The 18,355-nt window shown below is 63.7% G+C and carries 12 protein-coding genes and 3 rRNA genes; 13 read left to right on the top strand and 2 right to left on the bottom strand.

Annotated elements, in window-relative coordinates:
* The first annotated feature begins 4 nt into the window (after positions 1-4).
* The 4 genes from ABZW16_RS18150 to ABZW16_RS18135 all read left to right on the top strand — a co-directional run bounded on the left by ABZW16_RS18150 (position 5) and on the right by ABZW16_RS18135 (position 5,656).
* Entirely contained in the window at positions 5-1,006 is a 1,002-nt protein-coding gene (locus ABZW16_RS18150) for a prolyl oligopeptidase family serine peptidase (protein ID WP_354957049.1), read from the top strand.
* Between the two features lie 68 nt (positions 1,007-1,074).
* Positions 1,075-1,989, top strand: a complete 915-nt coding sequence (locus tag ABZW16_RS18145; protein ID WP_354957048.1) for an arylamine N-acetyltransferase — start codon at positions 1,075-1,077, stop codon at positions 1,987-1,989.
* Between the two features lie 177 nt (positions 1,990-2,166).
* Positions 2,167-3,873, top strand: a complete 1,707-nt coding sequence (locus ABZW16_RS18140) for a penicillin-binding transpeptidase domain-containing protein (RefSeq protein ID WP_354957082.1) — start codon at positions 2,167-2,169, stop codon at positions 3,871-3,873.
* A 103-nt stretch (positions 3,874-3,976) separates the two neighbouring features.
* Positions 3,977-5,656, top strand: coding sequence for a serine/threonine-protein kinase (locus tag ABZW16_RS18135; RefSeq protein ID WP_354957047.1), 1,680 nt, complete (start codon positions 3,977-3,979; stop codon positions 5,654-5,656).
* Positions 5,657-5,663: 7 nt separating this feature from the next.
* On the opposite strand, the gene ABZW16_RS18130 is transcribed toward ABZW16_RS18135, so the two are convergent.
* Entirely contained in the window at positions 5,664-6,521 is an 858-nt protein-coding gene (locus ABZW16_RS18130) for a helix-turn-helix transcriptional regulator (RefSeq protein ID WP_354957046.1), read from the bottom strand.
* Positions 6,522-6,661: 140 nt separating this feature from the next.
* Here ABZW16_RS18130 and ABZW16_RS18125 point away from each other — a divergent pair, with 140 nt between their 5' ends.
* On the top strand, positions 6,662-7,696 hold the full coding sequence (locus ABZW16_RS18125; RefSeq protein WP_354957045.1) for an aldo/keto reductase: 1,035 nt from the start codon (positions 6,662-6,664) through the stop codon (positions 7,694-7,696).
* A gap of 48 nt (positions 7,697-7,744) precedes the next feature.
* Positions 7,745-8,032 (top strand): putative quinol monooxygenase, encoded by a 288-nt coding sequence (locus ABZW16_RS18120; RefSeq protein WP_354957044.1) that lies wholly within the window; start codon positions 7,745-7,747, stop codon positions 8,030-8,032.
* A gap of 74 nt (positions 8,033-8,106) precedes the next feature.
* Here the strand turns inward: ABZW16_RS18120 and ABZW16_RS18115 are convergent, their stop codons facing one another.
* Entirely contained in the window at positions 8,107-8,760 is a 654-nt protein-coding gene (locus ABZW16_RS18115; RefSeq protein WP_354957043.1) for a Uma2 family endonuclease, read from the bottom strand.
* 186 nt (positions 8,761-8,946) lie between these two features.
* On the opposite strand from ABZW16_RS18115, the gene hisD reads away from it, so the two are divergent.
* The 7 genes from hisD to rrf all read left to right on the top strand — a co-directional run bounded on the left by hisD (position 8,947) and on the right by rrf (position 18,348).
* On the top strand, positions 8,947-10,284 hold the full coding sequence (gene hisD, locus ABZW16_RS18110) for a histidinol dehydrogenase (protein ID WP_354957042.1): 1,338 nt from the start codon (positions 8,947-8,949) through the stop codon (positions 10,282-10,284).
* The gene (locus ABZW16_RS18105; RefSeq protein ID WP_354957041.1) at positions 10,281-11,414 is read left to right on the top strand and encodes a histidinol-phosphate transaminase; all 1,134 of its coding nucleotides are present in this window, start codon (positions 10,281-10,283) and stop codon (positions 11,412-11,414) included. The genes hisD and ABZW16_RS18105 overlap by 4 nt, the downstream gene beginning before the upstream one ends.
* A gap of 23 nt (positions 11,415-11,437) precedes the next feature.
* Positions 11,438-12,052 (top strand): imidazoleglycerol-phosphate dehydratase HisB, encoded by a 615-nt coding sequence (hisB, locus tag ABZW16_RS18100; protein WP_354957040.1) that lies wholly within the window; start codon positions 11,438-11,440, stop codon positions 12,050-12,052.
* On the top strand, positions 12,049-12,684 hold the full coding sequence (gene hisH, locus ABZW16_RS18095; RefSeq protein WP_354957039.1) for an imidazole glycerol phosphate synthase subunit HisH: 636 nt from the start codon (positions 12,049-12,051) through the stop codon (positions 12,682-12,684). The genes hisB and hisH overlap by 4 nt, the downstream gene beginning before the upstream one ends.
* Before the next feature lie 437 nt (positions 12,685-13,121).
* Positions 13,122-14,638: ribosomal RNA gene (locus tag ABZW16_RS18090) — 16S ribosomal RNA — on the top strand.
* Positions 14,639-14,973: 335 nt separating this feature from the next.
* A 23S ribosomal RNA gene (locus ABZW16_RS18085) occupies positions 14,974-18,105 on the top strand.
* Between the two features lie 126 nt (positions 18,106-18,231).
* A 5S ribosomal RNA gene (gene rrf / locus ABZW16_RS18080) occupies positions 18,232-18,348 on the top strand.
* Together the 16S, 23S and 5S rRNA genes form the textbook arrangement of a ribosomal RNA operon.
* The last annotated feature ends 7 nt before the right edge of the window (positions 18,349-18,355 follow it).

The raw sequence follows: 18,355 nt of genomic DNA, 5'->3' as shown, positions 1-18,355 counted from the left end.
CAGCATGAGGCGCGGATACCTACTGCTGATGGCCTGCTGTGCCCTGCTCACCGGGGCGTCGACGACAAGCCCGGTCGCACCGGCCGCTTCGGCCGAGCCCGAGTGCGCGGTCCAGGTGGATATCAGGCCGGTGACCCTGACGGTGGACGGTGAGGACGCCACCGGCCGCGTATACGAGCCGTACCGCTGTGCGGCGGGCGACCTGACACCGCATGATCTGGTCGTCGCGGTACACGGCCACGGCGGCAGCTCCGCCGACTTCGCCGGATATATGACCTCGATCGCCAGCCGCACCGCGACCCCGATCCTGTTGATGGACGCACGCAGCGAGACCAGCGTGTGGCGGACCGGCAACTGGAATCTGTGGGCGGGCTGGCGCGATATCGTCACCGCCACGCAGTGGTATAAGAACGAGCACCCCGCGATCGGTCGCACCGTGCTGTGGGGCTGGAGTCAGGGCGGCACCATGAGCGGCCTCGCGGCGGCATACGGCCCACCGGGACTATTCGATTACTGGGTCGACAACTACGGTCCCGCGGACGATTTCGCGATCTGGCACACCTCGGCAGGTATCGATCCCGCGCTACCTGCTCAGATCGAACGCGACGCGGGTGGCTGTGCCCCGACGGTGTGTCCACAGGCCTACGCCGAACGCTCACCCGCCCTGCTGGCCGCCCGGATGGGCATGAAACGCGCCTTCCTCATCCACGGCACCAGCGACGATGTGGTGCCGTATTCGTCGACCCTGGAAATGCGAGCCGGACTGCTCGCCGCGGGCAAGCCCACCTCGATGTACACCATCGTCAGCGGCCGCGACCTGTTCGGTGCGGTGGTCCCCGGCGATCACAGCATCGGGCCCGCGTACTTCGAGGGCGGCTGCGTCGTCGAGCGGCTGCTCATCGGCACCGAACCCGTCGACGGACCCGACCGCGACTATCTCGTCGATGTCGCTCGCGGCATAAACACCGCCCCCGCGGCCCCGCCGTACGCCAAATGCGCCGCCTGAAACAGGCCATGGGAACACTCGTCGGGCAGGTGTGGTTCATTCGAGCAGACCGAGACGAGGAGAGTGCGATGGAGACGGGATCGCGAAGCGATTCGATGGGGAACAGTGGCCTAGGAAAGGGTCCGCATAAGCCGGACGACCCCGCCTACCACTGGAACGGCGCGGAATTGGACCTCGACGCCTACCTCGCCCGCATCGGCTACGAGGGCGACCGCTCGCCGACGCTGGCAACCCTGCGAGCCCTGGTCTACGCGCACACCACGACGATCCCGTTCGAGAACCTGGAGACCATCCTCGGTCGCCCCGTGCTGCTCGACCTGGAGGCGTTGCAGGACAAGATGATCCGGCAGCGTCGCGGTGGCTACTGCTACGAGAACGTCGGCCTCTTCGCCGCCGCACTGGAACGGCTCGGGTTCGGCGTCACCGGTCTCAGCGGCCGGGTCACCATGGGTGCGCACGGCGGTCTGCGTCCGGCGACACATGCTCTGCTGCGCGTCATCACCAGCGACGACGATCGGGTCTGGCTCTGCGATGTAGGTTTCGGCTCCGGCCCGCTCGCACCCTACGAACTGGTCGAGGGCGGCGAATTCGCGCTCGGCGAGTGGCGATTCCGACTCGAACACACCACCGGCGAACTCGACAGCGATCTGTGGGTGCTGCACCAATTCGGTCGCGAGGGTTGGATCGACCGCTACACCTTCACGCTGAACCCGCAGTACCGCATGGATTTCGCCATCGGCAGCCATTTCGTCTCCACATTCCCGCGCTCGCCGTTCACCACGCGCCCGTTCGTGCAGCGATTCCTCCCGGACGTCCACTACGTCCTGGACGGTCTCACCCTCATCACCGAACGCCCCGACGGCTCCAGCGAAACCCGCGAACTCGAACCCGCCGAACTGCCGAAGCTCCTCGCTGAAGTCTTCGATATCGACCTGGCCGAACCCGACGCCGCCGTGCTCGCCGAGGCTCCCTGGCTCGCCTGATCTGCACTCTTGTCGGCCTTCACGCTCCCAGTGTGAAGGCCGACAAGGTGCGCGAGAGATCGGCGCGCGAGCCGGTAGCACTCCCGGGCGGGTTACCCAGGCTGGTCGCCATTGGCGGTTAGAGTCGGCCAGGTGCGCGCATACCGGAATCTCCTCGTCCTGTTCGCGGCCCCCGCCCTGGCCTTGACCTGCTGCAGTTCCAGACCGGACCAGCCCGACACCGTCGCCGGGCAGTTCGCCGACGCGCTCAACCGCGACGACGTCGCCGCTGCCGCCGCACTCACCGACGATCCGACGAAGGCCTCCGACGCACTGGGCAAGCTCTACGACGGGCTCGGCAAGGAGGTGAAATTCGAGGTCCGCAGCGCCGATAAGAACTCCTTCACCCTCGCCGCCACCTGGAAACTCGGCAAAGACGGCACGAACGAGTGGAGCTACACCACCAATGGCACCGCAAGCGATTCCGGCGATGGCTGGAAGGTCAAATGGGATCCCGACGCCATCGCGCCCGGCCTCGCCAAGGGACCGCTGACCTACAGCACCGCCTACCCGAAGCCCGCCCGCATCCTCGAGTCATCGGGCGGCGAGCTGATGACCGAGCAGGTGGTGACCCTGGTGAACGTCGCCCCCGGCGCGGACACCGCGGCACTGGTTGGTGTACTGGGCCCGGTCGCAGCGGGCATCACCGCCCAGTCGCTGCAATCGGATCTGGCTGCGGCACAGGGCAAGCCGATCACCGCGATCACCCTGCGCGATGCCGATATCGCCCCGATCCAGACCGCGCTGGCCGCGGTTCCCGGCGTCACCCTCGCGCCCCAGACCCGCCTGCTCGCCACCGACAAATCCCTCGCCTCACCCGTACTGTCCGGCCTCGCCGACCTGTGGCAGAGCGCGGCCGACGCGGACGCTGGCTGGGCGATCCGGGCGCAGACCGCCGACGGCACCGAACGCGTCGCCGGCCAGGACCCCAAACCCACCGCGGACATCGTGACCACCCTCGACACCGATCTGCTGCGCGCCGCGGAGGACGCGCTGACGCCGGTCACCCAGCCCGCCGCGATCGTCGCATTGCAGCCCTCCACCGGAAAGGTGCTCGCCATCGCACAGAGCGCGGCCGCCGACGCACAGGGCCCGATCGCGCTCACCGGCCTGTACCCGCCCGGTTCGACCTTCAAGACCGTCACCGTCTCCGCCGCACTGCAATCCGGTGCGGTGACCCCGGACACTGTTCTGCCGTGTCCGGCCACCGCGAATATCGAGGGCCGCCGCATCCCCAACGACAACAACTTCGATCTGGGCAATGTGCCGCTACACACCGCCTTCGCCCAGTCCTGCAACACCACCATGGGCCAGCTTGCGGCGAATCTCCCACCCGACGGCCTGACCGATGCCGCGGCACAACTCGGCCTCGGCATCGACTTCGTCACACCCGGTCTGACCACCGTCACCGGCAAGGTGCCGACCGCCGACACCCCGGCGCTGCGGGTGGAGTCCGGTATCGGCCAGGGCAAGGTGACCGCATCGCCGTTCGGCATGGCACTGGTCGCCGCCTCCATCGCGCGCGGATCGATGCCGCTGCCGATGGTGGTCGACGGACAGCCCGGCGCCGCCGACCGCATCCCGGCACCATTGCCACCGACGATCGATGAGCAGCTGAAAACGATGATGCGCGAGACCATCACCGGCGGCACCGCGACCGCGCTGCGGGATATCCCCGGGCTGATCGGCAAGACCGGTACCGCCGAGTACATCGATGACAAACATGCGCACGGCTGGTTTGTCGGAATCGACGATGACCTGGCCTTCGCCGTATTCGTCAGCGATGCGAACAGCTCGGCTCCGGCCGTTGCGGCCGCCGGTCGTATGCTTCGGGCGCGGCGGTGAATTAGCATCGCAGGCGCGCACGGCGCGATGTGGGCGGCGAATATACCCCCGCAGCCGCATGCCGAGGAATGCGCCCCGCTACACTCGTCGACGGAACGCGTTGATGGTCAATACGCGTGATGTCACGATTTCGAGAAGGTTCGGAGTAGGCGCCATCGATACCGGTCAATTGATCGCGGAGCACTACCGCCTGGTCGAGCGGATTGGTAGCGGCGGCACAGGTGTGGTTTGGCGTGCCATCGACGAACGCCTGCAGCGCTCGGTCGCGGTGAAGCAGATCCACATCAAGCCCAGCCTGCCCGAGGCCGAGCGCGATGTGGTGCGTCAGCGCGCGTTCCGCGAGGCCCGCAATGCGGCACGCTTCCAGCATCCGAATGCGATCGTGGTCTTCGATATCACCGAGCACAACGGTGACCCGTGCCTGGTGATGGAGTATCTGAAGTCGAAGAGTCTGGCCGGGGTGATCTCGGAGCAGGGCATGCTGCCGCTGACCCAGGTCGCGCGGATCGGCGAGCAGGTCGCCTCGGCATTGATCGCCGCGCACCACGCCGGGATCGTGCATCGCGACGTCAAACCGGGCAATATCCTGCTCGATGACACCGGCACCGTGAAGATCACCGATTTCGGCATCTCCCGCGCCACCGGTGACGTCACCCTCACCGAAACCGGTCTGATCTGCGGTACCGCCGCCTACCTCGCGCCAGAGGTCGCACGCGGCGCCGACCCGACGCCCGCCGCCGACGTATTCGCTCTGGGGGCCACGCTTTTCCACGCGCTGGAGGGCGAACCGCCGTACGGTTCCAGCGCCAATCCGCTGGCCGTGCTCTACGCCGCGGCGAACGGCCAGGTCAGCGAACCACGGCACGCCGGCCCCGCCACCGACTTCCTGCTGGATCTGCTCAGCCCCGACCCCAGCGCCCGGCCGACCATGCGTGCGGCCCGCGAACACCTGTCCGCGCTCGCCGACTCCGGTTCGGCACCGGTGCACGCCGGATTCGTCCCCGCCAGTGAGGCTTTCGCCCGCCACGGCGAATCCGCCACCCGCGCCCTGCGGCCGCCCGCGAATCCGCTGCCGGAGCATCAGCCGACCACGCGGCAGCCACGTCCGGCGCCGCCGCCGCGAAATTCCGCTCGCTCCAACAACTCCGGTGGTGCGTCGCATCCGAGAACGGCGTCGCATCCGAGAACCGCAGCGCATCCGCAGACGGCGACACAGCCACGTCCGGCCCCGGGCAAGTCCGGTGGCAAGCGCAAGGCCGTCTTGATCGGCGGGAGCGTCGGTGCGGTGGTGGCCGTCGTGGCCATTCTCATCGGCGCGCTGAACCAGTCGGGCAGCAATACGCCATCGGTGCAGGCGAGTCCGCCGTCGTCGTCCGCCTCGAAGGGCACCACTTCCACGGCTGCCGCTGGCACGCCGGGGCAGACGAAGAGCGTCGGCCCGGCAGACTCGCGGCAATCCATCGATCAAGTGGTGGACTTCTACAACAACCTCACCTATATGAGCTTCGCGGCTGCCTGGAAACAGTTGACCCCCGCTGCTCAGCGGGTCTACGGCAGTGAGTCGGCCTTCCAGGATTACTGGACGCAGAATCGGGTCACGGGCTTCAACACTGTTGATGCGGCCGGTAGTGGTACAGGAACCAACCCAGACGGTTCAGTGGATATCAATGTGGCCAGCGTGACCTATGCGGGCCGGAACAGGTCCGTGACGCTGCGGTTGATCAACCCTGGCAGCGGCGCCCCGCTCATTGACAGCGATACGCGCAGCGGCGACGCCCGCTAGTCATTGCCTAACGGGAACCGGACCGCACCGTCGATTGCGCCCAACTCGCCAGCAGCGCAAGGGCGGTCGCGCTCGGCGAATCCGGTTCGGTGGTGTGCATGATCAGCGCCTGATCCGGATCGTCGGGCAGGCGCAGGGTTTCGTAACCCAGATCGAGCCTGCCGACCACCGGATGCAGGTACACGTACTGCCCATGCGTCTTGTCCTTGAGCTCGTGCCGCTCCCAGGTATCGCGGAAGTCGGCGGAGTTCGCGCTCAATTCCTCGATGAGCGAAGCGATTCCGGCATCGCCTGGGTTGCGGGCCATGTCCAGACGCAGGTATGCCACGACATCGGCGGCCTTTGCCGGCCAATCCTCGTAGAGCTCGCGCATGCCCTCGTCGAGAAAGACCAGCCTGGCCAGATTGCGTTCGCGGGGCGGTAGCGCGCCGAAGTCGGTGATGAGCGCGGCAGCCAGCGGATTCCACGCGAGCACATTGGTGCCTCGGCCCACGATGTAGGCGGGCACATCGGCGGCGGCGTCCAGCAGTCGGCGCAGTCCGGGGCGAACCTGCTGTTCGGACTGCGGCTCAGCACCGGACCAGGGCCGGGCCAGTCGATACAGATGTTCGCGCTCCACCTCGTTCAGCCGCAGCGCCTGCGCGACGGCATCCAGCACCGACTCCGAAAAGTGCAGCGTGCGGCCCTGTTCCAGGCGTACATAGTGGTCCACGCTGACTCCGGCCAGCATGGCCAGTTCTTCGCGGCGCAGGCCGGGAACCCGGCGGCGGCTGCCGTAATCGGGCAGGCCGACCTGCTCGGGGCTCAGCCGCGCCCGTCGGGAACGCAGGAATTCGCCGAGTTCAGCACGTCGATCCAGACTCACACCATCAAGTATCCCGGTGGGTGCCGCCGCGCATCCTGGTCATCTCGTGCCCAGGCTCGTGCGGCGCTGTTTACCGCTCTCGTACCCGCCGAAAGTGGTGATCACGCCGGAACGGATCCGGCAGAAGTACGGAGAACCCAATGAGCAACACCCGCCCCTTCGGCGACACCGGCATGAACATCACCCCCCTCGGCTTCGGCACCTGGGTGATTGCCGGACCCGGCTGGCAGTACTCCTGGGGCGCCACCGATGACGCCGATTCGATCGCCGCCATCCGGCATGCCATCGATTCCGGACTCAACTGGCTCGACACCGCGCCCGCCTACGGTCTGGGCCATGCCGAGGACCTGGTCGGCCGGGCACTGGCCGGGCTGCCCGAATCCGAGCGGCCATACCTGTTCACCAAGACCGGCCTGGTCTGGAACGAGGGCGACGAGCGCACCGGACCGCCACGCCGGATCGTGCGTCCCGACGTCGTGCGCCGTGAACTCGAGCAATCGCTGCGCCGCCTGCGCGTCGACCACATCGACCTCTACCAGGTGCACTGGCCCGACACCGGCGAGATCTTCGTCTACGGCGCCGACGGCGTCGCCTCCGACGCGGCCACGCCGCTGGAGGAGTACTGGCAGGTAATGGCGGATCTGAAGAAAGAGGGCAAGGTGCGCGCCATCGGCCTGTCCAACCACGATGTCGCCCAGCTCACCGTCGCCGAGCAGGTCGCACACGTCGATGCCATCCAGCCGCCGTTCTCGGCGATCAACCGCGCCGCGGCCCCGGAGATCGCCTGGGCCGAGGCCAATGGCACGGGCGTCATCGCCTACTCGCCGCTGCAGTCCGGACTGCTGACCGGCGCATTCACCGCCGACCGCGAGCTCAGCGCCGATGACTGGCGCTCCGGCCACCCGGACTTCACCACCAACCTGTCCGCCAATCTGGCCCTGGTCGACGCACTGCGCCCGATCGCGACCCACCACGGCGTGACCGTCGCCGAGGTCGCCCTGGCCTGGGCAACCGCATGGCCCGGCGTAACCGGCGCGATCGTCGGCGCACGCACCGTGGCGCAGATCGACGGCTGGATCGGCGCCAGCGTCCTGCGGCTGACCGCCGCCGACCTCGCCGAGATCACCACCGCCATCACCGAAACCGGCGCGGGCACCGGCCCGGCCCACGTCTGATCCCCCATCACCTGGCCCCGCGCCGAAAACCCTTGACAGGACACCGAAATGACACTGCACGTGGTCGCCGGATTCCGAGCCGCCAACGGACAGGAGGATCGTCTCCGCACCGCGCTCGAAGCGATGATCGAACCCACCCTCGCCGAGCCCGGCTGTCTCACCTACCAGCCCTACACCGACCCCAACGACCCGTCCCGCATGGTCCTGGTCGAGGAGTGGACCGGCCCCGATGCTCTCGACGAGCACTTCACGACCCCGCACTTCTTCCACGTCCGCGATGTGCTCACCCGAATCCTCGCCGAGCCGATGGTGATCAAACGCCTCATCCCCGCCTGACCGGCCCGCCTGCCCCGATCACTCGGGGCAGGCGAAGGCATGCCCGAACTCGGCCGCCGCACCTGACTCGGCGATCAGTATTCGAGTTCGGTCCAGGGGATCTGAATCGGGAAGGGGAAGTCGATCTCGATGTCGTCGGTGTTGTCAGGGGTCCATTCGCCCGCAAGCAGGTAGTTGGCCGAATGCAGCGCGTGAACTCCGTCCGGCAGCTCGCCAGGTCTGGTTTGCAGGGCGTAGGCGCGCACGATAGCGATCGCACTCGCCTCACGAGCCAGATGTACTTCCCAGTACCAGGGAATTCCGGCGCTCGCGTAGCGGCCCTTCTTTGCCTCCATGTCGGTCTGCGTATTGGAGGGCGACAAGACCTCGCCGACGAGCAGCACATCGCCGCCGCGGACATCCTGATACGGCGATTCGAGGCAGCGGTGTACGAGGAAGTCGGGAGTCAGAAAGTCGGACTTTCCACTGCGTCCGAGGAAGACGTTGGTCTCGTCACCGACGCGCCAACAATGCTCCGGATCTTCCGACATTGTCTTCCTGGCGCATCGCTCGATTGCATTTGTCAGTCGACGGGTGAAGGTCTGGTGCTCAGAAGGCCCACGCCGAACCCACACCACCCGTCCATCCCATAGCTCGATCTGCTCAGCGATCTCCTCGGGAAGTCGCTCCAGCTCCTCCCAGGTCATGTATTCGGGGAGGTCGGGCCGCTGAACGTGCGGAATGGACATGCCGCCATCGTAGTCAGCCTCGTCGCCGTGCAGTGATACTTCCGAATCCGGCGTCGCGACGACCGCAGCGGATAACCGGTGGCATGCGACCGATAGGCTGGTAGCTGGAGCGGAGCGGAGGAAACCGACCGCTCGGCGTCGGGGGACCGACGTCCAAGGATCAGGACAGACAGGATCGCAGACCTCATGACATCCCGCATCGAGCTCGCCCGCGTTGATCTGCGCGGCCGTACTCCCTCCGCTGCCGAGCTGCGCACCGCGCTGCCGCGCGGGGGAGTCGACGTGGACTCGGTGCTGCATCAGGTGCGGCCGGTGGTGGAGGCGATCCGGGATCGCGGGGTCGCGGCGGCGCTCGAGTTCGGTGAGAAGTTCGACGGGGTGATTCCGCCGAGCGTCCGGGTGCCCGCAGCCGAGCTGGACGCCGCGTTGGAGAAGTTGGATCCGGCCGTGCACACCGCGCTGGAGGTCGCGATCGAGCGGACCCGCAAGGTGCACGCCGATCAGCGGCGTACCGACACCACCACCGAGGTGGTACCCGGCGGTACGGTCACCGAGCGCTGGGTACCGGTCGAGCGGGTCGGTCTCTATGTGCCGGGCGGCAATGCCGTCTACCCATCGAGTGTCGTGATGAATGTGGTGCCCGCGCAGGCGGCGGGCGTCGACTCGCTGGTGGTGGCCTCGCCGCCGCAGGCGCAGTTCGGCGGGCTACCGCATCCGACCATCCTGGCCGCCGCGAAGCTGCTCGGCGTCGAGGAGGTGTGGGCCGTCGGCGGTGCGCAGGCGATCGCGCTGCTCTCCTACGGTGGGACCGATACCGATGGCGCCCAGCTCGAGCCGGTCGACCTGATCACCGGTCCCGGCAATATCTACGTCACCGCCGCCAAGCGCCTGTGCCGCGGCCTGGTCGGCATCGACGCCGAAGCGGGCCCCACTGAAATCGCCATCCTGGCCGATGCCACCGCCGATCCGGTACACGTGGCCGCCGATCTGATCAGTCAGGCCGAACATGATGTGCTCGCGGCCAGCGTGCTGGTCACCGACAGCGTCGACCTGGCCGATGCGGTAGATGCCGCGCTCACCACCCAGATGACCGTGGTCAAACACGCGCACCGGGTGCGAGAGGCGTTGTCCGGCAAGCAGTCCGGCATCGTCCTGGTCGACGATATCGAGCAGGGCCTGCGCGTCGTCAACGCCTACGCCGCCGAACACCTGGAGATCCAGACCGCCGAAGCCCCGGCCGTCGCGGCCCGAGTGCGCAGTGCCGGAGCTATTTTCGTCGGCGCGTACGCCCCGGTCAGCCTGGGCGACTACTGCGCGGGCTCCAATCATGTACTGCCGACCGCAGGTTGCGCCCGCCACTCTTCGGGCCTCAGCGTGCAGACCTTCCTGCGCGGCATCCACGTCGTCGAATACACCGAGGCCGCACTCAAAGATGTCGCCGGTCATGTGGTCGCCCTGGCAAATGCCGAGGACCTGCCCGCCCACGGCCAGGCCGTGCAGGCGCGATTCGAGGCGCTGGCATGACCCCCGAGATCACCGTGCCCGGTGCCGCCGTCAGCCTGGACCAGCTACCGCTGCGCGATAACCTGCGCGGCAAAAAGCCATACGGTGCACCACAATTGACGGTTCCGGTGCAGCTGAACACCAATGAGAACCCGCACCCGCCCAGTAAGGCCCTCATCGACGACGTCGCCGAATCCATCCGCGCCGCCGCCACCGATCTGCACCGCTACCCGGACCGCGATGCCGTCGCCCTGCGCACCGATCTGGCCGAATACCTGACCCGTCAGACCGGCGTCGCGGTGAGCACCGCCAATGTGTGGGCGGCCAATGGCTCCAATGAGATCCTGCAGCAACTGCTGCAGGCCTTCGGCGGCCCCGGCCGCAGTGCATTGGGTTTCGTCCCGTCCTACTCGATGCACCCGATCATCTCCGAGGGCATCGATACCGAATGGGTCGAGGCCAAGCGCAATGCCGACTTCTCCCTCGATATCGACTACGCGCTCACCACCATCGCCGAGCGCCGCCCCGATGTGGTCTTCGTGACCAGGCCGAACAACCCGACCGGACACAGCATTCCGCAGGCCGATCTGGCCCGGATCCTGGCCGCCGCGCCGGGCATTGTGGTCGTCGACGAGGCCTACGGCGAGTTCTCCGCCGAGCCGAGCGCGATCGCACTGATCGATCAGTATCCGACGAAACTCGTGGTCACCCGCACCATGAGCAAGGCATTCGCCTTCGCGGGCGGCCGCCTCGGCTACCTGGTCGCGGCCCCCGCGGTGATCGACGCCATGCTGCTGGTGCGGCTGCCGTACCACCTCTCGGTGGTCACCCAGGCCGCCGCCCGCGCGGCCCTGCGGCACGCCGACGAAACCCTCGCCAGCGTTGCGGAATTGGCATCCCAGCGCGACCGCGTCGCGGAAGCGTTGCGTGCCATGGGGTTCGACGTTCTCCCCAGCGATGCGAACTTCCTGCTCTTCGGTCGCTTCGCCGACGCACCCCGTGCCTGGCAACACTATCTGGACCGCGGCGTGCTGATCCGCGATGTCGGCATCCCCGGATATCTGCGCGCCACCATCGGTCTCGCTGCCGAGAACGACGAATTCCTGCGTGTCAGCGGCACACTCGCCGAGACCGACCTCACCATTCGATGAATCCGCCTGTGGAGGAACCAGCAATGAATCGCACCGCGCGGGTGGAGCGCGTCACCAAGGAATCCAATATCGTCGTCGAACTGGATCTGGACGGCACCGGTAAGACCGACATCTCCACCGGCGTCCCGTTCTACGACCACATGCTGACCGCGCTCGGCGCGCATGCCAGCTTCGATCTGACGGTGCGCGCCGAGGGCGATATCGAGATCGAGGCGCACCACACCGTCGAGGACACCGCCATTGTGTTCGGTCAGGCGCTGGGCCAGGCGCTGGGCGATAAGTCCGGCATTCGCCGCTTCGGCGACGCGTTCATTCCGATGGACGAGACCATGGCGCACGCCGCGGTGGACGTCTCCGGCCGCCCGTACTGCGTGCACACCGGCGAACCCGACCACCTGCTGCATGCGGTGATTCCGGGTTCCGGACCGGGTGCGCCGTATTCCACCGTCCTCAACCGCCACGTTTTCGAATCGATCGCGCTCAATGCCCGCATCGCCCTGCACGTGCGCGTTCTCTACGGCCGTGACCAGCACCACATCACCGAGGCCGAATTCAAGGCGGTGGCACGGGCTTTGCGCGCCGCCGTCGAACTGGACCCGCGGGTGACCGGTGTGCCTTCGACGAAGGGGACGCTGTGAGCACCAAATCTGTCGCGCTGCTGGACTACGGCTCGGGCAACCTGCACTCGGCGCAGCGCGCGCTGATCCGCGCGGGTGCGAATGTCGAGGTGACCGCCGACGCCGATATCGCACTCGCCGCCGACGGATTGGTCGTCCCCGGCGTCGGTGCATTCGCTGCGTGCATGGCCGGACTGCGTGCGGTAAAGGGCGAGCGCATCATCGGCCAGCGGCTGGCCGGTGCCCGGCCGGTGCTCGGTATCTGCGTCGGCATGCAGATCCTGTTCGAGCGCGGTGTCGAGTTCGGCGTCGAAACCGATGGATGTGCGGAATGGCCCGGTGTGGTCGAGCGCCTTTCTGCTCCCGTACTGCCACACATGGGCTGGAACACGGTGTCGGCTCCATCCGACAGCGTCTTGTTCGCGGGGATGGATAGGGATACGCGTTTCTATTTCGTGCACTCCTATGCCGCGCAGACTTGGGACCTGCCACCGAACGAGCACTTCGCCGCGCCGAAGCTCACTTGGGCAGAACACGGTGTCCCATTCCTGGCGGCCGTCGAGAACGGACCGCTGTCGGCGACGCAGTTTCATCCCGAAAAGTCAGGCGATGCGGGCGCGCAGTTGCTCCGCAATTGGGTGAACTCGCTGTAAACACCCGCTGGCCAGGCGATTTGACATCGTGCACGCCGGTAAGTAACTTTATCCAAGTCAGAGCGACACGGACACCGACCCGGAGCCGAAAGGCCTGGGAAACGAGGTAGGACGAGGAGCGCCTGACTATCACACTGGTTCGGAAGATGCCCGATTTTGTATCGGGGATCGGCTGAGCTAAGCTTCAACAAGTTGCCTCACGGAAGCGCCGGATTTACTCCGGAGTGAAAGTGTGTGCGTGTGTTCTTTGAGAACTCAATAGTGTGTCGATGAATGTCAGTGCCAAATATTTTTTGGTTCCGGCTCCTCATACCCCCGTGTGGTGGGGCTGGACATTTAAGTCAGCAAATACTTTTGCTGGCGTTTGATTTTGCCATGGTTTTCGGACTCTGGTTAATTCTTCTGATTCACTCCTTTTGGGGTTGTTTCAAGAGTCTTCAACGGAGAGTTTGATCCTGGCTCAGGACGAACGCTGGCGGCGTGCTTAACACATGCAAGTCGAGCGGTAAGGCCCTTCGGGGTACACGAGCGGCGAACGGGTGAGTAACACGTGGGTGATCTGCCCTGCACTTCGGGATAAGCCTGGGAAACTGGGTCTAATACCGGATATGACCATGGGATGCATGTCTTGTGGTGGAAAGATTTATCGGTGCAGGATGGGCCCGCGGCCTATCAGCTTGTTGGTGGGGTAATGGCCTACCAAGGCGACGACGGGTAGCCGACCTGAGAGGGTGACCGGCCACACTGGGACTGAGACACGGCCCAGACTCCTACGGGAGGCAGCAGTGGGGAATATTGCACAATGGGCGGAAGCCTGATGCAGCGACGCCGCGTGAGGGATGACGGCCTTCGGGTTGTAAACCTCTTTCGACAGGGACGAAGCGCAAGTGACGGTACCTGTAGAAGAAGCACCGGCCAACTACGTGCCAGCAGCCGCGGTAATACGTAGGGTGCGAGCGTTGTCCGGAATTACTGGGCGTAAAGAGCTTGTAGGCGGTTCGTCGCGTCGATCGTGAAAACCTACCGCTCAACGGTGGGCTTGCGGTCGATACGGGCGGACTAGAGTACTTCAGGGGAGACTGGAATTCCTGGTGTAGCGGTGAAATGCGCAGATATCAGGAGGAACACCGGTGGCGAAGGCGGGTCTCTGGGAAGTAACTGACGCTGAGAAGCGAAAGCGTGGGTAGCGAACAGGATTAGATACCCTGGTAGTCCACGCCGTAAACGGTGGGTACTAGGTGTGGGTTTCCTTCCACGGGATCCGTGCCGTAGCTAACGCATTAAGTACCCCGCCTGGGGAGTACGGCCGCAAGGCTAAAACTCAAAGGAATTGACGGGGGCCCGCACAAGCGGCGGAGCATGTGGATTAATTCGATGCAACGCGAAGAACCTTACCTGGGTTTGACATACACCGGAAACCTGCAGAGATGTAGGCCCCCTTGTGGTCGGTGTACAGGTGGTGCATGGCTGTCGTCAGCTCGTGTCGTGAGATGTTGGGTTAAGTCCCGCAACGAGCGCAACCCTTATCTTATGTTGCCAGCGCGTTATGGCGGGGACTCGTGAGAGACTGCCGGGGTCAACTCGGAGGAAGGTGGGGACGACGTCAAGTCATCATGCCCCTTATGTCCAGGGCTTCACACATGCTACAATGGCCGGTACAGAGGGCTGCGATACCGTGAGGTGGAGCGAATCCCTTAAAGCCGGTCTCAGTTCGGATCGGGGTCTGCAACTCGACCCCGTGAAGTTGGAGTCGCTAGTAATCGCAGATCAGCAACGCTGCGGTGAATACGTTCCCGGGCCTTGTACACACCGCCCGTCACGTCATGAAAGTCGGTAACACCCGAAGCCGGTGGCCTAACCCTTGTGGAGGGAGCCGTCGAAGGTGGGATTGGCGATTGGGACGAAGTCGTAACAAGGTAGCCGTACCGGAAGGTGCGGCTGGATCACCTCCTTTCTAAGGAGCACTTCTCCATGGACACCCACATAGGTGGGATGGTAAACGTCTTGTGGCAGAGACCGTTTCGGAAACATTCGTTTTCCGGCGGACGCTCATGGGTGGAACGCTGACAGGTTTCATCGCATTCGATCAATCCTCAGTGGTTGGTCGCGGTGGATATATCGACACACTGTTGGGTCCTGAGAGAACAGACGTTCTTTCCAGGCAAGATAACGATCCGATCGGGTTTCCGGTCATACCGATCTCAGTTTTCGGCTGGGGTGCTGGTGTCGGAATTGGATTCGATGGGGTGTGTTGTTTGAGAACTGCACAGTGGACGCGAGCATCTTTGTTAGTAAGTGTTTAAGAGCGTACGGTGGATGCCTTGGCACCAGGAGCCGATGAAGGACGTAGGAGGCTGCGATAAGCCTCGGGGAGCTGTCAACCGAGCTGAGATCCGAGGATTTCCGAATGGGGAAACCCAGCACGAGTTATGTCGTGTTACCCGCATCTGAATATATAGGGTGTGTGGAGGGAACGTGGGGAAGTGAAACATCTCAGTACCCACAGGAAGAGAAAACAATTGTGATTCCGTGAGTAGTGGCGAGCGAAAGCGGATGAGGCTAAACCGTTCAGATGTGATACCCGGCAGGGGTTGTCTGGACGGGGTAGTGGGGTCATTCTTCTCAGATCTGCCGGTCTGAGCGACAGTCAGAAACCGTTGGGTTAGTTGAAGTGGTCTGGAACGGCCTGCCGTAGACGGTGATAGCCCGGTAAGTGAAAATTCAACGGCTGTTGTGGATGATGCCCGAGTAGCAGCGGGCCCGTGAAATCTGCTGTGAATCTGCCGGGACCACCCGGTAAGCCTGAATACTCCCTGGTGACCGATAGCGGACTAGTACCGTGAGGGAAAGGTGAAAAGTACCCCGGGAGGGGAGTGAAATAGTACCTGAAACCGTGCGCTTACAATCCGTCAGGGCCTGCGAGTGACTTTGTTACTGTGGGTGATGGCGTGCCTTTTGAAGAATGAGCCTGCGAGTTAGTGGCATGTGGCGAGGTTAACCCGTGTGGGGTAGCCGTAGCGAAAGCGAGTCCGAATAGGGCGTTCCAGTCGCGTGTTCTAGACCCGAAGCGGAGTGATCTACCCATGGCCAGGGTGAAGCGACGGTAAGACGTCGTGGAGGCCCGAACCCACTTAGGTTGAAAACTGAGGGGATGAGCTGTGGGTAGGGGTGAAAGGCCAATCAAACTCCGTGATAGCTGGTTCTCCCCGAAATGCATTTAGGTGCAGCGTCACGTGTTTCACGCCGGAGGTAGAGCTACTGGATGGTCTAGGGGGCCTACAAGCTTACCGAAATCAGCCAAACTCCGAATGCCGGTGTGTGAGAGCGTGGCAGTGAGACTGCGGGGGATAAGCTTCGTAGTCGAGAGGGAAACAGCCCAGATCGCCGGCTAAGGCCCCTAAGCGTGTACTAAGTGGAAAAGGATGTGGAGTCGCGAAGACAACCAGGAGGTTGGCTTAGAAGCAGCCACCCTTGAAAGAGTGCGTAATAGCTCACTGGTCAAGTGATTCTGCGCCGACAATGTAGCGGGGCTCAAGTACACCGCCGAAGCCGCGGCATTCACACAATACATCCGCATATTCCTACGGGGGTGTGTGCAGTGGTGTGGATGGGTAGGGGAGCGTCCTACAGCCTTGGAAGCAGCAGCGTGAGCTAGTTGTGGAGGCTGTGGGAGTGAGAATGCAGGCATGAGTAGCGAAAGACGAGTGAGAAACTCGTCCGCCGAATGACCAAGGGTTCCTGGGCCAGGTTAATCCGCCCAGGGTGAGTCGGGACCTAAGGCGAGGCCGACAGGCGTAGTCGATGGACAACGGGTTGATATTCCCGTACCCGTGTATCCGCGCCCAATGGCGAATCAGTTGTGCTAAGTATCCAAAAGCGGATGGACCACCTTCGGGTGGCCGGATGTGGCTGCATACGACCCTGGCTGTAGTAGTCAAGCGATGGGGTGACGCAGGAAGGTAGCTGGGCCAGTCAGTGGTTGTACTGGTGTAAGCCTGTAGGGCGTTGTGTAGGCAAATCCGCACAACATGTGCCTGAGAGGTGATGCGTAGCCGATTGAGGTGAATTCAGTGATCCTATGCTGCCGAGAAAAGCCTCTAGTGAGTTGGTACATGGCCCGTACCCCAAACCGACACAGGTGGTCAGGTAGAGAATACTGAGGCGATCGAGAGAACTGTGGTTAAGGAACTCGGCAAAATGCCCCCGTAACTTCGGGAGAAGGGGGACCCGGTCTGGTGATGGAACTTGCTTCCTGAGCTGGGTTGGGTCGCAGAGACCAGAGAGAAGCGACTGTTTACTAAAAACACAGGTCCGTGCGAAGTCGTAAGACGATGTATACGGACTGACGCCTGCCCGGTGCCGGAAGGTTAAGAGGACCGGTTAGCGCTTCGGCGCGAAGCTGAGAATTTAAGCCCCGGTAAACGGCGGTGGTAACTATAACCATCCTAAGGTAGCGAAATTCCTTGTCGGGTAAGTTCCGACCTGCACGAATGGCGTAACGACTTCTCTGCTGTCTCAACCACAGACTCGGCGAAATTGCATTACGAGTAAAGATGCTCGTTACGCGCGGCAGGACGAAAAGACCCCGGGACCTTCACTATAGCTTGGTATTGGTGTTCGGTACGGTTTGTGTAGGATAGGTGGGAGACTGTGAAGCAGGCACGCCAGTGTTTGTGGAGTCGTCGTTGAAATACCACTCTGGTCGTATTGGACTTCTAACCTCGGACCATGATCTGGTTCAGGGACAGTGCCTGGTGGGTAGTTTAACTGGGGCGGTTGCCTCCTAAAATGTAACGGAGGCGCCCAAAGGTTCCCTCAGCCTGGTTGGCAATCAGGTGTCGAGTGCAAGTGCACAAGGGAGCTTGACTGTGAGAGTGACAGCTCGAGCAGGGACGAAAGTCGGGACTAGTGATCCGGCACCGGCATGTGGAAGCGGTGTCGCTCAACGGATAAAAGGTACCCCGGGGATAACAGGCTGATCTTCCCCAAGAGTCCATATCGACGGGATGGTTTGGCACCTCGATGTCGGCTCGTCGCATCCTGGGGCTGGAGTAGGTCCCAAGGGTTGGGCTGTTCGCCCATTAAAGCGGCACGCGAGCTGGGTTTAGAACGTCGTGAGACAGTTCGGTCTCTATCCGCCGCGCGCGTCAGAAACTTGAGGAAGGCTGTCCCTAGTACGAGAGGACCGGGACGGACGAACCTCTGGTGTGCCAGTTGTCCTGCCAAGGGCACTGCTGGTTAGCTACGTTCGGAAGGGATAACCGCTGAAAGCATCTAAGCGGGAAGCCTGTTCCAAGATGAGGTTTCTCACCACCTTCGAGTGGTTAAGGCCCCCCACAGACCATGGGGTTGATAGGCCAGAACTGGAAGCCCGGTAACGGGTGTAGGTGACTGGTACTAATCGGCCGAGGACTTACCAACAAAGAAGCTACGCGTCCACTGTGCGGTATCTGAAACAACACACAGATACAGGTAGACAGAAAACAGTCGACCCCTGGTAGAGGGGTTGCGGGGTTTTCTGGCTCTCTGTGGATAGTTTCATAGAGTTACGGCGGCTATAGCGGTGGGGAAACGCCCGGTCCCATTCCGAACCCGGAAGCTAAGGCCACCAGCGCCGATGGTACTGCACTCGACAGGGTGTGGGAGAGTAGGACACCGCCGGAACATCCTT

Origin of the sequence: Nocardia sp. NPDC004604 (genome assembly GCF_040609795.1) — a bacterium.
Lineage (GTDB): Bacteria > Actinomycetota > Actinomycetes > Mycobacteriales > Mycobacteriaceae > Nocardia.
Note: the sequence above shows the minus strand (reverse complement) of the source record. Positions and strands in the feature narration are given on the sequence as shown.

What these genes read in the sequence shown, in the direction of transcription:
- ABZW16_RS18115 (WP_354957043.1), bottom strand. Translation starts at nt 8,760, where the DNA reads ATGTCCATTCCGCACGTTCAGCGGCCCGACCTCCCCGAATACATGACC.
- ABZW16_RS18105 (WP_354957041.1), top strand. Translation starts at nt 10,281, where the DNA reads ATGACCCCCGAGATCACCGTGCCCGGTGCCGCCGTCAGCCTGGACCAG.
- ABZW16_RS18145 (WP_354957048.1), top strand. Translation starts at nt 1,075, where the DNA reads ATGGAGACGGGATCGCGAAGCGATTCGATGGGGAACAGTGGCCTAGGA.
- hisB (WP_354957040.1), top strand. Translation starts at nt 11,438, where the DNA reads ATGAATCGCACCGCGCGGGTGGAGCGCGTCACCAAGGAATCCAATATC.
- ABZW16_RS18125 (WP_354957045.1), top strand. Translation starts at nt 6,662, where the DNA reads ATGAGCAACACCCGCCCCTTCGGCGACACCGGCATGAACATCACCCCC.
- ABZW16_RS18150 (WP_354957049.1), top strand. Translation starts at nt 5, where the DNA reads ATGAGGCGCGGATACCTACTGCTGATGGCCTGCTGTGCCCTGCTCACC.
- hisD (WP_354957042.1), top strand. Translation starts at nt 8,947, where the DNA reads ATGACATCCCGCATCGAGCTCGCCCGCGTTGATCTGCGCGGCCGTACT.
- ABZW16_RS18120 (WP_354957044.1), top strand. Translation starts at nt 7,745, where the DNA reads ATGACACTGCACGTGGTCGCCGGATTCCGAGCCGCCAACGGACAGGAG.
- ABZW16_RS18135 (WP_354957047.1), top strand. Translation starts at nt 3,977, where the DNA reads ATGGTCAATACGCGTGATGTCACGATTTCGAGAAGGTTCGGAGTAGGC.